Here is a 14,899-nt window from a genome sequence, read left to right as displayed (position 1 = left end):
GTAATATTGAAGATTATTTGAAAGTTGTTGTTAGGCCAATAGAGAATGTTCTGGGTATTGGGTAGGCATTTTCATCAACACCAATTCCTGATAGTGCATCAGAACCTGTAATGCCTATTTCAGGATTTGCGCCCGAATATCCGGTTATGATAAAAGCTTGCTGTACAGATGCATACACTCTTAAATTCTTCAACAGTAAATTGTTTTTTAATTTAATATTGTAACCTAAAGCAATATTCTTTGCTGTTAAATAGGAACCGTCTTCAATCCACTGGGTATTTACAGAACGGCCAATGCCTGTTGTTCCGGTTTTCGTTCTTGGATAAACCCCTGAACCCGGGTTTTCCGGCGATCTCCAATGATCTAACGCAGCAGCAAGCGGAACCCTTGAACCATCCATATTGGTTAAATACGCCCATTTGGTAGCACCTAAAATATCTCCACCAACCTGGCCGGCCATTGTAATGCTCAGATCAAAGTTTTTGTAGTTGAAGGTGTTTGTTAAACCAAAAGTAAAGTCTGGTGTAGGGTCTCCAATAAATGTACGGTCGTTCACATCATCAATAACACCATCTCCGTTCAAGTCCTTCATTTTAAGCGTGCCAACATCTGATAAGCCATTGTCAGTTAACCCGGTGCTTTGATATTTAGCTGAGCTGGCCAGGTCTGCAGCGTCTTTATATAAACCTAAGTTTACAAATCCATAAAACTCACCTAAGTGATGCCCAACCTGGTGGCGATAGTAATCAGACGTAACCGTATTGTTTCTGCGGAGGTATCCCGGAGAAACCAGGTTTTTGATAAGGTTTCTTGCAAATGAAATATTAAAATTGGTATTCCATTTCAACTTCCCGGTTGTATTTACAGTATTCAAAGTAATTTCATGGCCCCAGAATTCAAACTGGCCAATATTAAAGTTGATGGTTGTAAAGCCGGATGCCCGTGGTATTGGCCTTGGCTGTATTAAACCATCTGACATCTTGTGGTAATAATCATAATTAATGGAGATACGGTTATTAAGTAAATTTAACTCCAGGCCTATATCAAATTGTTTGTTTCTTTCCCAGGCAAGTTCAGAGTTGCCTAATGTGCCGATAGTTTGGCCTTGTACCAGGGTCCCGTTCACTAAGTAATTATATTTACCTAATGATGGAATAGCCGTAAAGTTCCCAAAGTTGTTATTACCTGTTACACCATAACTGGCACGGATCTTTAAAAGATCTATAACCTTTAAATTCTCCATGAATGATTCATCGCTGATGATCCATCCTGCAGATACTGATGGGAAATAACCATACTTATTATCGGTACCAAACCTTGATGAACCATCACGGCGTAACGCACCTTGTACCAGGTATTTTCCTTTATAGTTATAATTTAAACGGCCAATAGCTGATAGCATTGAGTATTGTGTGGTGGCGCTGCTGCCTGCAGTTATAGATGTTGCCGCACTCAAATACGGAATATCATCACTTGGGAAACCTGTACCGCTTATTGAATTACTTACCGATTCAAATTTTTGAGCAGAATAACCCACTAACGCTTCAAAATGATGATCTGTCGCGAATGTTTTTTCATACTGAAGATTGCTTTCTGCTGTGTAAGAGAAATTATCAACAGAACTGCTTAAACCGGTAGACAGAACCGTATATGGGAAAGCTGAATTTAAAGCTGCCTGGGGCGAGAACTGGTTACGTGTTTCGGCACCTTTATCAACACCAACATTGGTTTTTAAACTTAGGCCGGGTAAAAATTCATAATTGATATAGCCATTTGCCAGTATACGGGTTGTAAGGTAATCGTCTTTAGTTTCCTTAAGTAAAGCAAGCGGGTTAACATATGCAACCATACCCGGGGAGTATGCACCAACAGTATAACTGCCATCCGGCTGATACGGGTTAACAATAGGGCTTGCCTCAAAAATTCTTTCATAAAAACCGCCCGCACCATCTGAGGTTAGCCTGTTATTATGATCCATTCTGTAGCTGGGTGCTAAATTAAACCCTATTTTAAGTTTTCTTGCACTGCCAATAGACATATCATGGTTTATGCGCAGCGATAAAAGCTTGGTGCCTGTATTGATTACCACACCTTCTTGTGCCTCATACCCAAGTATTACAGCTGTTGACGATTTTTCGCCGGCAGACCGGATACTTAAACTATGGCTTTGTATAGGGGCCGTACGGGTTAACAGCTTAAACCAATTAGTGCCTTCGCCATAGCGCGAAACATCACCTTTATAAGCATCCGGATAACTGGCGGGGTTAAAACTTGGTTCGTATTTTAAAGCGTCGTCATAATGCTCCTGCATAAACTGCGCCCACTGCGTTCCGTTCATCACCTTTGGCACACTCCCACTCGGAATTTTCTGCAAACCATAATTGCTGCTAAATTCAATTAATGCATCACCTGGTTTAGCATGTTTCGTAGTGATCAAAATAACGCCATTAGCCGCACGTGAGCCATATAATGAAGTAGCGGAGGCATCCTTAAGAATGGTAAATGTTTCAATTTCATCAGGGTTGATGTTATTGATGCTCCCTGTTATTGGCAAGCCGTCTATTACAAACAATGGCTGGTAATCGGTACTGATTGATGCCGCGCCACGAATCCGGAATGAAATACCCCGGCCTGGCTGGCCGCTGGTAGCGGCTATATCAACACCCGCAACTTTGCCTTGTAACTGCTGGCCAAATTGCATAACCGGCATATCGCTTAAAGCCGATGCGTTAACCTGTGAAATGGCATCGGTAACCTCGCGGCTGCGTTGCTTACCGTAACTAACTGTTACTTCCTTTAAATCGGTTGCTGTTGGTTTTAAGCTAATGTTTATGGTTTGCTTATCGCCAACTGTAACTTCTACAGTTTCAAAACCTATAAGTTTGAAAACCAAAACCGAAACTGAAGAGGCATTAATTGCAAATTCGCCGTTAGTATTTGTTGCAATGCCTGTTTGTGTACCTTTAATTGATACTGTTACACCAGGCAGGGTTTCATTACGTTCATCAAATACTTTTCCTTTAATTGTTTTTGTTTGCTGGCCAAACACCAAGGTGCTGCAAAGCATAACAAAAAGTAAAAAAAAATGCCTTTTCCTGAAAATAGCATAGTAAAATTTTTCTTGCATAAAGCTTAGTTTAAAAAAAATAAATAATCAGCTCATTTAGTTGAGCCTATTTAAAAAGTATATTTAATGGGAGTTTGAGGGAGAGATTTTTCAAAAAATGCTTAGGGGATTAAGTGCATTATTTGCTATCTTTTAAATACTTATCATTACCTATTAAATTTTTTGCAATGATACACGGGATATGTAAACAGTATTTCAACGAAATGTTATTATAAGAACAACATCTTTTGAAAGATCTTGCCTTTATGTTAAGCCAGGGTTTCCATTTATGTTAATGAAAACAAATTTGGTAACATTCAAAATTATTTAACGCACAGCATATCAGCCAGGTAAAATAAAACTGTCTTTGGTGGGGAATGGTAGGCCGTATAATACCGCCGGTTTGATTAAAAACCAGATAAGTTTATCAGATATTAATTTATTATTCTATACACTTAAGTAAAAATGGTTATGCCAGGCGGGTTAATTTAACTGCAAATTATCAGATAAGAACCCGCTTAAAGTTTTCAGGAAAAATCAACAATGGCACACGGATACTTTTTGCCAATTGCGGTGCATTGCTAATTTTAAACAGCTTAGTAAAAAAGGGTTCCTGACGATGAACCATAGCCATAATATCAATATGCCCATTTTCTGTAAGCCAATTTACCCCTTCATTAACATTGGAACTTTGAATGCTGCGGTAATAAATATTAGGATAATCAACTTTACAGGTAACATCGCTTAAAAAATTATCTATTCTTTTCTGCTCTGTATGAATGTTATTATCCTGTATTACATAAGTTATTAAAATTTCAGCATTAAATGGGCGTGCAAAGCAAGCAAGTGATGTTAGAATTTCTATATCCTGGCTGCTTAGATCTGTGGCAAATGAAATCTTTTTTATCCCTTTACAATCCGCGTTTGCAGGTATAACAAGTAATGGGAAATCAAATTTTTCAATCATTTTTTTACTGTTGCTCCCTAAAAAGAACCTACTGAATGACCCTGCTCCTGACATCCCTATTATAACCATATTGGTTTTATTCTCGTTTGCCAAATTCCTAACATAGTCGGCCACTTCTCCAACACCGCTGGTATAGCTAAATTTGGGATGAAAGGAATTCTGGTCATCCATTGCTTGTTCTTCCTGCGATAGTTTCTTAACTAAATATTCCAACTCTGTCTCCGCATTTTTTTTTAGTGAATCATAATCTTCTAATGGCCATGCCGCCTGAGCACCCACTACAGATTCTGCTGGCACTTTAATTGCTGTACAAAGTATAATTTCTGCCTTAAGTTTTTTTGCAAGATGAATTGCGTAACGGGCAGCATTATCTGCCGCCGGCGAAAAATCAGTTGGGATTAGTAATGATTTCATGGATGAAATTTATACCCAAATTTTAGAATAACAAGGCTTAAATAGAATGATGAAGATCACAATTGAAAAAGAATAAAAATGATTTATATCATTCTTTTTGATTGAATTTCAAGGCATTTTTACTATACAAAAACATTAAAATGCATTTTTATGAAAACCATCTTAGTACTCACTGATTTTTCTGATAATGCAAGGAATGCTGCAAATATTGCATTGGATGTTGCTATCAAATTAGATGCTAATTTGCTTCTTTTAAACTCCTACTTTACTCCAACTCCTATTATCCCTGCTTATGAAGCAGGAATTTGGCCCGAAGAAAATATGACTACTTTGCAAAAAGAGTTTAAAGATGATCTTGCAAGTGAGAAAATAAGGTTGCTTACTATTCTAAACAACAAGTCAAATCAACTCTCTGTTAAAAGCATTTTAACAGAAGGTGACCTGGCCCAGAATATTAAGCAAGTTGTGAAAAATAAAGATATCGACCTTATTGTTATGGGCGGACGCAATAAGCCCGATCTCGATTTTTTATTTGGCTCGGATATAAAGGCAGTTATACAAAAGGCCGACTGCCCGGTATTAATTATACCAAACAATATCAATTCCCTGAAATTAAATAAAATCACTTTTTCTACGGATCTGGAAATGGCCGACTTAAAATCCATTGAAAAGCTAGTTCAGCTTCTAAAAACCTTAAACTCTCACATAAAAGTAGTTCATGTATCAAAACCAGTGCTGATAGCTGATTTTAAGAAAGAAGATCATACACCAGCATTTATGGCGGGACTGGATTTTTTAAACTTAAAGAATGTATCCTATCACAATTTAAGAGGTGAAAATATAATAGCTGAATTAGAACAATTTAATGATGATACTGATGCCGGTTTAATGGCAATGGTTTATAAAAAGCACTCGTTGCTTTGGAATATATTTTTTAACAGCCATTGTAAGACCATGATAGATTCGCAAAAACTACCTTTACTTATTTTCCCTGAGGTATGATTTGTAAAAGCCTGGCAAATTATTTCATGCTTATTGGCTGGATAACCCCGTATATGGCCATCTCCAGGTCTTTATCTAAATTGTATATATCTTTATAAATAACCAGCTCGCCTTCTTTCATTTCGCAAGTGAGATATGTAATTTTAACAGGTACCGCTTTTTTAAGGTTAAATGTTTTAGTTTGAGTGGCGTGAATTGATCCCTGCATAGCACGGACCTTGTTTGCAGTACCATCATTAACTAATAATTTAGAGGCTAACAATTCAGCATGTTCTACACGGATGCAGCCATGGCTAAGTGCTCTCTCATCGTTATTAAATAGGTTTTTATAGGGTGTATCATGCAGATATACATCGTAAACATTTGGAAACCGAAAAACAATTAACCCCAAAGCATTGTCGCCCCCGGCTGATTGCCGGACATAGTATTTGCCTGGGTCTTCTTTAATTTTTATCAGGGATGATTTATCGGGATGTATTAACAATTCTTGATCATCATAGATCGAGTAATGGTTTTTTGCTAAATAGTTACTATCCTCAATGGCTTTAGGAAGCAACTCATCGGTAAATATCTTAGCCGGCACTCTCCATTCAGGTGCAGTTGTAAAATATCGGATAGCGCTTTGCAGGGTGGGTGTAGGGCTTTGCGCTTTTCCTACAATCACTTTAAAAGTATCTATAACACCCGCATGATAGAATTTTAATAAATAAGAAGGGATGTTGATTTGTATACAATTGCTGCTATCAATTGCCGCCCACCTTAAGCGCTCCATATTAATAGCCATTTTACGAATATTCGCTTCCGGAAATTCATAACAATCATCAATATATATACCGGCTACAAGATGCATATAGTTTTGCAGCTTTTGGTAGGTTGCATCTTGCGGTTGAGCGCTGATAATAACCTGCATAAAATCTTTATCGGCTGTAGCTTTTGCAAGCAGATCTGTGGCTTTAAAATCTATTAACTTACCATCATCAATTTTACCCTCATCAATTTTTAAAGCCGGATACTCCGGGTTGAACTTCCCGTAATGCAAATGGTTAATAAATGTTAACATAGCATCTGTTAACATAATATCAAACCGTGCTTGTTGAGGTATGCTTACTGTATTGGGCCGTTCCAAAATATTATGCAGCCTGTCATAAAGCAGCTCTTGTGGATGATAATCATTGTGGATAAGTCCAAATTGTTTTACGCAATCAATCATAAGCATAGCTGCCCATGTTTGTTTACCATCATCATTACTTAAAACCCAATTTGGCTCAAACATTCTTTGAGCATAAAAACTTTTAGTTGAGCCCGGATAATTTAATGCCAGCGCACCCTCGTTTAATTGCCTTTTAATTTCTACAGAAAGTTCCGTTTCACTACCGTTAAGAGAGGGTAGTTTTGATGCTCCCTTAGCAGTAACTATTGCAAGCATTAAAACTACCAGGAACATACATGTCAACAAAATTGTATTTGCTGTTTTAAGCGGTTTATAATCATTCTTCAGTTCCAATTGCTTTCTCATAACCCTATCAGTTGTTAGTACAAAATTCCTTAATGTCAATCAAATAAATAATGACCAAGATCACCTTATACCTTGATTATGAACAGGTTTATTACACCATAAAAAAGGCGCACATTTGAGAAATGGCGCCTTTAGTAAAATTTGAGAGAGACTATATTATGATATGATCATTATGAAATATCAATACGGAAAAACTAACAAGGGAACGGTGATGTGATCAGGCAAAATTTCATTTATATACCTGCCAAATATCTCTTCAAAATGAAACCTATGGTTAACCAATGCTAACAAATCATTATGTAATCCATTAATCATTACATCAACGGCTTTTGTAATATCTCTTTCCTTTGTATTATTAAAAAACAGGCGGTCGTAATGTACGTTGTTGTATATTTCACCTCTAAAAACGCTTGAAGCATACTCCTCATCCATATGAGGCAAACCCTTTGCAGAGAGATGCGTAACTGAAATATCAGCATTAAAAAACTTTCCTAACTCGGCTAAATACCTAATAATTTCAATCCGGCAATATCTCAGGTCAGATACGTAAACAATTCTTTCAATATGCTTTGCCTTCCAATTAACGGGCACCAGCAGTACCGGGCATATAACTTTATTAAGTAAGCAGTTAATATTTAATATAGTGGAATTATCATTTGGCAAAACAAAATTCATTCCTTTTATAATTAGCCAAATGTTTTGTCTGTTTATTTCTTCGGCCATGCAGCTTTCCTTAACTCCATAAAAATCAATCTCCTTTATTACCGGCATAAAGCCGCCTGGTAAATTAGGGCCTGCCATTTCCTGTCCATAATCGTTCTCAAAATGATGCTGCCCTATCAATATTCCATTTACCTCCTTTAACCTAATTTTCTTAGGCACAATATCGGGCTGATAAACATTGGCTATCAATATTTCAGCTTCTGTATTATGTGCAATTAACAAGGCCAGTTTATATGCATTTTCTGCTTCGGCAGAATTGTCATTTATTACAAAGATGGTTTTCATAGAATTGGCTTTAGTAAACTATTGTAAAGTTTATGAATCTACGCTCCAGGAACTATGATAATCGTCACAAAACAATGTGGGATAAATCATACATTACTTATAGGTTAACACCAGATAATTAAATTTGATTACATAAAAAGTGACCTTTATCATCTTTTATCTTGAAATTGATTATATATTGCATTAAGCCCTTTGTTCATATTTGTGATAAGGATCATTAAAGGGTAATTTAGTTCTATGAAAAATGCGGCTTTATTAAATGCTATTATTGAAAATGCAATTGACGGAATTATCACCATAGATGATCGTGGATTAATTGAAACTATAAATCCTGCTGCATGTAAGCTATTTGATTATACTCCTGAAGAAGTTATAGGCAAAAATGTTTCTTTCTTAATGCCCCCACCTGATCGTACCCAACATGATGAATATCTCAGGCGTTACCAGCATACCAAAGTCCCCCATATAATTGGTATTGGCCGCGAAGTAATGGGTTTACGTAAAGATGGTTCTGTATTCCCGTTCAGGCTTGGTGTAAGCGAAGTTCAATATTCAGGCAGGGTGATCTATACAGGCTTTATACATGATTTGAGTAAACAAAAACAAGCCGAAGACCAGTTGAAAGAATATGCATCGCATTTAGAAGAACTGATAGATGAGCGTACCATATCATTAAAAGAAACCGTTCAGGCATTGCAAAAGGCCAAGGAAGAAGTGAGTGTTTCTCTTGAAAAAGAAAAAGAGCTGGGGCAACTTAAAAGCCGGTTTGTTTCAATGGCTTCGCATGAGTTCCGAACGCCATTAAGTGCTGTACAGCTTTCAGCATCATTAATTGATAAGTACGCCCAGCCACTTAAAAGCGAAAACATTAGTAAGCATGTGGCCAGAATAAAAAATGCGGTTGGTAATCTTACTACCATACTTAACGACTTTTTATCGCTCGAAAAACTTGAAGCCGGCAGAGTTGAGCCCAGCTTTACCCCATTTGATCTGGTTAAGTTAGCTGAAGAAATTACGGAAGAACTGCAGATGGTGGCTAAACAAAACCAAAATATTATTTATCAGCATACGGGTAAGATCAGTACTATAAGCCTGGATCAAAATCTGCTTAAAAACTGCATCATCAATCTAATAGCAAATGCCATAAAGTATTCGGGCGAAAACACCTTCATTGAATTTACTACAGAAATTACTGATTCTGCCTGTATTATAACCATTCAGGATAACGGTATAGGAATACCGGATGCGGATCAAAAGCATTTGTTCGAGCCATTTTTTCGGGCGCATAACACAGGAAATATCCCCGGAACGGGCTTAGGACTAAACATTGTAGCGCGTTATACCAGTTTAATGAAAGGAAAAATTCATTTCAAGAGCATTGTTAACCAGGGCACATTATTTACACTTTCATTTGTTACATCATGAGCAAACAAATTCTAATTATTGAAGATAATAATGATATAAGGGAAAATGTAGTTGAAATTTTGGAACTGGCAGGCTTTCAGGTATACCAGGCCAATAATGGTAAAACCGGGGTTGAATTAGCAATTAAGCACAAGCCCGATATTATTTTGTGTGATATTATGATGCCTGACCTGGACGGCTACGGTGTTTTATACATGCTCGCCAAAAACCCCGAAACTGCCGCGATACCTTTTATATTTTTAACTGCCAAAGCTGAACGTATTGATTTACGCAAAGGGATGGAAATGGGTGCTGATGATTATTTAACCAAACCCTTTGATGACATTGATCTTTTAAGCGCTATTGAAAGCAGGTTAAAGAAAAGGGATCTTCAACAAAATTTTTATAGCAATTCTTTAGATAAATTAAATAACCTGATATCAAAAAAGGGTGGCCTGGCAGAATTAAAAAAAATCATATCTGAAAGAAAAAGCCGTCAATTTAAAAAGAACCAGGTCATATATTATGATGGCGATAAAGGGACCGGGTTATATATTGTAATTAGCGGCAAAGTAAAGACAGTAAAACTGGCCGAAGATGGCAGGGAATTAATGACCGGCATCTACTCGGCAGATGATTATCTTGGGGCAAACGCAATGTTATCTAATGAACCATATTCAGATACTGCCTCGGCTTTAGAAGATACCCTCGTATGTGTTATCCCTAAAGAGCAGTTAGATGAACTGATAAATTTATACCCGGAAGTGGCAAGGGAATTTATTAATATCCTGGCAAATGATGTGCGCGAAAAAGAAGAACAATTACTTCAGCTTGCATACCATTCAGTAAGGAAACGGATGGCAGAAGCTTTATTGCGATTGTACCGGCAAGGCAATGATAATGAAAGCTTTAAAGTAAGCCGGGAAGATATGGCAGCAATGGCTGGTATGGCTACAGAAACCGTTAGCCGCACCCTTACAGATTTTAAGGACGAAGCCCTCATAGAAAAGAAAGGCAGTTTAATTACAATTTTAGATGTAAAACGCCTTGCTAAGATGAAAAACTGATTAACATCACTTTTAAGATTGATATGGCTCAACTTTAAGCTTAATATTTTACGATAATTTTGTTTCAAATTATTAGTGGATGAAAGCGGTAGTATATAGTGTAAAGCCATTTGAAAAGAAATTCCTGGCCAAAGCAAATCAAAAAAAGCATGATATAACTCTTATATCAAACCCTTTAAGTTTAGAAACAAGCATTTATGCCGAAGGTAAAGATGCGGTTATAGTTTTTACTAATGATGATGTTTCTGCTGAGGTGATAAAGCGCCTGGCTTATTTGGGAATTAGGTTTATTGCTACCCGGTCTGCCGGAACGGATCATATAGACAGGGAAGCTGCGGGGCAATACGAAATTAAAGTAGCCAATGTCCCTCACTACTCACCGCAAGCCATTGCCGAACATTCTGTGGCGCTTGCGTTCGCATTAAACAGGAAACTTATTAAAGCAGATAAGAACAGCCACCATTTTAATTTTAAAAATGACGAACTGATAGGGTTTAATTTTTCGGGTAAAACTGTTGGGTTAATTGGCCTGGGTAACACAGGGCTTGCTGCAGCTGCAATTTATCACGGGTTAGGCTGTAACGTAATTGGTTATGATCTTAATTTCCCTACAGATACCTCCATCATTAAACAAGTATCATTAGAAGATTTGTATGCTTTATCAAATATTATATCATTGCATGTACCGCTAACACCCGCCACAAAACACCTGATAGATAAAGATGCCCTGGATACAATGAAAGACGGGGTAATGCTTATAAATACTTCAAGAGGCGCCCTGTTAAAAACAACGGATGTTGCTGCAGCACTGCAAAGTGGTAAAATAGGTTACCTGGGGCTTGATGTATATGAATTTGAAAAAGGGCTGTTTTTTGAAGATCATGAAAATGACACGGTAAAAGACATATTGCTTACAGAGCTTATGCAATATGATAACGTATTGGTTACTCCGCACCAGGCTTACCTTACAGAAGAGGCTTTACAAGAAATTTCTAATCAAACAATAAAAAATCTTGACCTCTGGCAGCAGAATAAATGTGTAGGAAAAGCCTGTGCCTGTGCTAAAAACTGTCAAACGGTTCTTTAATAAAAATATAAAGCCGCTGAACATTGCTAATAGATTGTACTTAAGTAAATTTGTATTGTGTTTGGTATAAAAATTAATGCCATGAAAAGTTTACATTTTAATTTTAGCCACCCTGTTAATGGCCATGCATGCTTAATGCCATTAACAAGCCCAAGAGGCACCTATCATCGCATCAAAGTTGTTAGCGCCGATGATAATTCACTAGAGGTTCCTGTTACCAACTGCCATGAAGGTAAATGGAAGTTAATTTTAGATTGGGAGTATGATGGAAGACATTTTTCATTTAACGAAGAATTTGAAATTACCGGCATTAAAGGATCATAGCAAGTTTTAGTTTGCTTCAGTATTTAAACTAAAATAAAATACAGAGCCAACCCCTTCTTCGCTTTCAACCTCTATATGGCTATTATGGTAGCGCAAAATCTCAGATACAAGGTATAAACCAATACCAAAGCCTGATACTGTTTTAATTTTTTCATTTTTAGAACGATAAAAACGCTCAAACAATCGTTTTTGATCTGTTTCACTAATACCTACCCCCTCATCACGCACATATATTTTTACTTTTCCCGGTTGTTTCTCGCAACCAATTATTATGGTGCCCCCTTTGGGCGAATATTTAATAGCGTTACTTAGTAAATTCATCAGTATCTGGCCTATTTTGTCCCGGTCAGCATATAGCGTTATATCCTCACAATCCTGTAATACAATGTTGTGATTGGAAGAAAGATATTGCGCATCACTGGCTGTTTCTTCAATAACCGGGTGCAAAGTAAATATTTCTTTATGTAATGATATCTTTCCTTCTTCCAGCCGGGCAAGGCTCAGGAAATCCTGTATCATTACCGTCATTTTCTTTGCCTGTACATCAGCCCTCGTTAGTGCATTAATAGTAAACTCATCCCCTTCTTTTTTAGCCTTAGCCAACAGAACCTGCAAATAAGATTTCATAGAAGTAAGCGGTGTTTTCAATTCGTGGCTTACCATCGCTATAAAATCATTTTTTCGCAATTCCTCCTGCTTTCTTTCAGTTATATCTCTCGCTATCTTTGATAAACCTATAATTTTGCCTTCAGTATTAATTACCGGCGATATAGTTAAAGAAACATCAAGCAAACGTCCGTCTTTGGTCATCCGTTTTGTTTCAAAATGCTCTACACGTTCACCTCTTCTTAACCGGGAAAGTATATGTGGCTCTTCATCCTGCCGATCTGGAGGAATTAAGCGAAGGATTGACTGGCCTATTATTTCATCCTCTGTATAACCAAATGTTCGTTTAGCCGATTCATTCCAGCTGGTAATAATACCATCCAGTGTTTTACTTATAATAGCATCATCTGAAGTCTCAATGATCGCTACAAGCCTGGCGCTCTTTTCCTGCGCAAGCTTATGATCTGTTATATCTATTATTGTACCTATAAAATGTTCTGCTTTCTGCTCTTTAAAATAAACTTTCCCTTGTGATCTAATCCAGCGGGGTTCCCCGTCATCAAAGCGAAGTATGCGAAAGGTTACATCATAAAGCCCGTTATCCGGAGAGTGCAGGGCCTTCTCAATTTCCTGCATCACAAATATTTTGTCTTCCTCGTGAATATTGTTGATAAATAAATCAAAGGTGACTTTCTCCTCCGGCGAAATGCCATAAATTTTACGGCATTGATTAGACCATATCAGTTCATCAATTTGTGGTTTGTAGTCCCAGGTACCCATTTGAACAGATTCCATTGCCATTGTTAACCGGGCAGCACTTTCCTCCATCTGTTGCGGTATAAGCGCTAACTGATGTTCAAGTTCTTTTTGTCTTTGTAATGATGTAGCAAGTTGTACTTTTAAGGTTTCGATATCTTCCATAATTTAAAGCCAGGCATCATATAATAAGCACTTCTACCGGGAAAGATACTAATTTTTAAACGGCAGTTTCCACATTTAATAATGTGGAAACTCCAATTACCGAGTTTTAAATTAGAAAAATACCACAGCTTTTGTACCATTAGATAATGATGTTACATAACGCCAGATATACTTAACTTGTTTTTGATAATAATGCGGGATATGGAACTATATTTACACTGGTTTACTTTTATTTTAACCAATGCAATAAAAGATATAAGCAGAGATGCAATTTTGAATATATGGATTCATAATTCTTGCAAACTTTTGTTTCCCCACAAGGATTCGAACCTCAATTGTCTGAACCAGAATCAGAAGTGCTACCGTTACACCATAGGGAATTATATTGTAGTAATTCAAATGCAAAAATATAAAAATTAAACAATACATTATGTTTAAATCATGATATAGCGGTTTTTTGGTTTAAGGCCATTGTCTTATATTCGCCATGTATACGCTATTTATGAATAACATATCTTTCCGTAATAAAATACCCTGCCTATTTATCCTGCTTGCTGCAGCAATTATATTAAACGCCTGTAACAGCAATAATAAAAAAGGCGGTAATAATAACAGCAGCAATAACAAAGTTGACGAATCGGTTAAGCCTACTTTTAAACAGCATTGGGGAAAGGGTTTTACGGAAGTACGCCGGACTTTTAAAAATGGAATGTCATTTAGTGATTATGGCTACCAGCTGGAGCCCGATTGGCGCTTAACCTTCCTGTCTGATGATTCTGTAAACATTTACAACCCTGCTACCAAAACATGGGGAAACGCCCCTATCCTGTTTGATCATGATTCTATTTTCAACATAGCATGGTCATACCTGCGTTTAAAAAAACAAACAAAAGACAGTATCATTTTTCAGGTGATGAAGGTAGAGGGCCGGATACTCACACGTGAACAGTCTGTTGTATATATGACCCTTTACGCCAATGACTATATCAAAAACGCATTGCATACTACTGCTGACAGCCTGATACATCCCAGCCGAAAAGATAGCCTGTTTGTACAACAGATGGTAAAAAAAGCAAATGCCGATACTTCTAAGGCATTTGCAGGGCGGCAGCCCGCGGTGTTTAAAGCACGCAACAAACTATGTACTATTACAAGAGAAACTACCACTGCCGAAAACAGAAAGGAATCGGGTTTGCTGGCAGATTACCTTTTACCCGAGTATGATGTAGTTATTAAAAATGCTTACGAAGATTTTAGCTACTCATTCACGGTACTGGTTGATGCAAAGGGAAAACTGCTTTTTGTAAGATCGATCAACTTTAGTTTTGCCGAGTTTGAAGCACAAACCAATAAAACATTGCGGGCCATTGTTAATGGTTATTTATCTGCATATTTAAATGTTACCTCCGCCTCAACACTGGGCTTGCCGCACTCAAGTATTGTTATTATGCATGTTAAAGGCATAAAAGGGAAGTAA

The 14,899-nt window shown here is 37.2% G+C and carries 11 protein-coding genes; 6 read left to right on the top strand and 5 right to left on the bottom strand.

What is annotated here, in order from left to right; genetic code table 11:
* Positions 1–13: 13 nt before the first annotated feature.
* Together WC743_RS25370 and WC743_RS25365 are read right to left on the bottom strand one after the other, a co-directional pair.
* Positions 14–3,127 (bottom strand): SusC/RagA family TonB-linked outer membrane protein, encoded by a 3,114-nt coding sequence (locus tag WC743_RS25370; RefSeq protein WP_373016353.1) that lies wholly within the window; start codon positions 3,125–3,127, stop codon positions 14–16.
* A gap of 481 nt (positions 3,128–3,608) precedes the next feature.
* Entirely contained in the window at positions 3,609–4,487 is an 879-nt protein-coding gene (locus tag WC743_RS25365; protein ID WP_373016352.1) for a universal stress protein, read from the bottom strand.
* Between the two features lie 150 nt (positions 4,488–4,637).
* Between WC743_RS25365 and WC743_RS25360 the strand changes: the two genes are divergently transcribed.
* Positions 4,638–5,489: a universal stress protein gene (locus tag WC743_RS25360; RefSeq protein ID WP_373016351.1), complete on the top strand. Its 852-nt coding sequence runs from the start codon at positions 4,638–4,640 to the stop codon at positions 5,487–5,489.
* A 19-nt stretch (positions 5,490–5,508) separates the two neighbouring features.
* On the opposite strand, the gene WC743_RS25355 is transcribed toward WC743_RS25360, so the two are convergent.
* A complete protein-coding gene (locus WC743_RS25355) occupies positions 5,509–7,005 on the bottom strand; it encodes a L,D-transpeptidase family protein (RefSeq protein WP_373016350.1) in 1,497 nt (498 codons plus the stop codon).
* 180 nt (positions 7,006–7,185) lie between these two features.
* Positions 7,186–8,013 (bottom strand): hypothetical protein, encoded by an 828-nt coding sequence (locus tag WC743_RS25350; protein ID WP_373016349.1) that lies wholly within the window; start codon positions 8,011–8,013, stop codon positions 7,186–7,188.
* A 237-nt stretch (positions 8,014–8,250) separates the two neighbouring features.
* On the opposite strand from WC743_RS25350, the gene WC743_RS25345 reads away from it, so the two are divergent.
* The 4 genes from WC743_RS25345 (at position 8,251) to WC743_RS25330 (ending at position 11,895) form a co-directional block, all read left to right on the top strand.
* Positions 8,251–9,438, top strand: coding sequence for a PAS domain S-box protein (locus WC743_RS25345; RefSeq protein WP_373016348.1), 1,188 nt, complete (start codon positions 8,251–8,253; stop codon positions 9,436–9,438).
* Positions 9,435–10,484, top strand: a complete 1,050-nt coding sequence (locus tag WC743_RS25340; RefSeq protein ID WP_373016347.1) for a response regulator — start codon at positions 9,435–9,437, stop codon at positions 10,482–10,484. Before WC743_RS25345 ends, WC743_RS25340 begins: the two co-directional genes overlap by 4 nt.
* A 79-nt stretch (positions 10,485–10,563) precedes the next feature.
* The gene (locus tag WC743_RS25335) at positions 10,564–11,571 is read left to right on the top strand and encodes a 2-hydroxyacid dehydrogenase (RefSeq protein ID WP_373016346.1); all 1,008 of its coding nucleotides are present in this window, start codon (positions 10,564–10,566) and stop codon (positions 11,569–11,571) included.
* A gap of 81 nt (positions 11,572–11,652) precedes the next feature.
* A complete protein-coding gene (locus WC743_RS25330) occupies positions 11,653–11,895 on the top strand; it encodes a hypothetical protein (RefSeq protein WP_373016345.1) in 243 nt (80 codons plus the stop codon).
* Between the two features lie 6 nt (positions 11,896–11,901).
* Here WC743_RS25330 and WC743_RS25325 read toward each other — a convergent pair whose 3' ends face one another.
* Positions 11,902–13,422: a PAS domain S-box protein gene (locus WC743_RS25325; RefSeq protein WP_373016344.1), complete on the bottom strand. Its 1,521-nt coding sequence runs from the start codon at positions 13,420–13,422 to the stop codon at positions 11,902–11,904.
* 502 nt (positions 13,423–13,924) lie between these two features.
* On the opposite strand from WC743_RS25325, the gene WC743_RS25320 reads away from it, so the two are divergent.
* Positions 13,925–14,899 (top strand): hypothetical protein, encoded by a 975-nt coding sequence (locus WC743_RS25320; RefSeq protein WP_373016343.1) that lies wholly within the window; start codon positions 13,925–13,927, stop codon positions 14,897–14,899.

It is taken from the genome of Mucilaginibacter sp. (assembly GCF_041660805.1).
Classification (GTDB): Bacteria; Bacteroidota; Bacteroidia; order Sphingobacteriales; family Sphingobacteriaceae; genus Mucilaginibacter.
The sequence above is the reverse complement of the archived record's forward strand: the minus strand, read 5'-3'. Positions and strand labels throughout refer to the sequence as shown.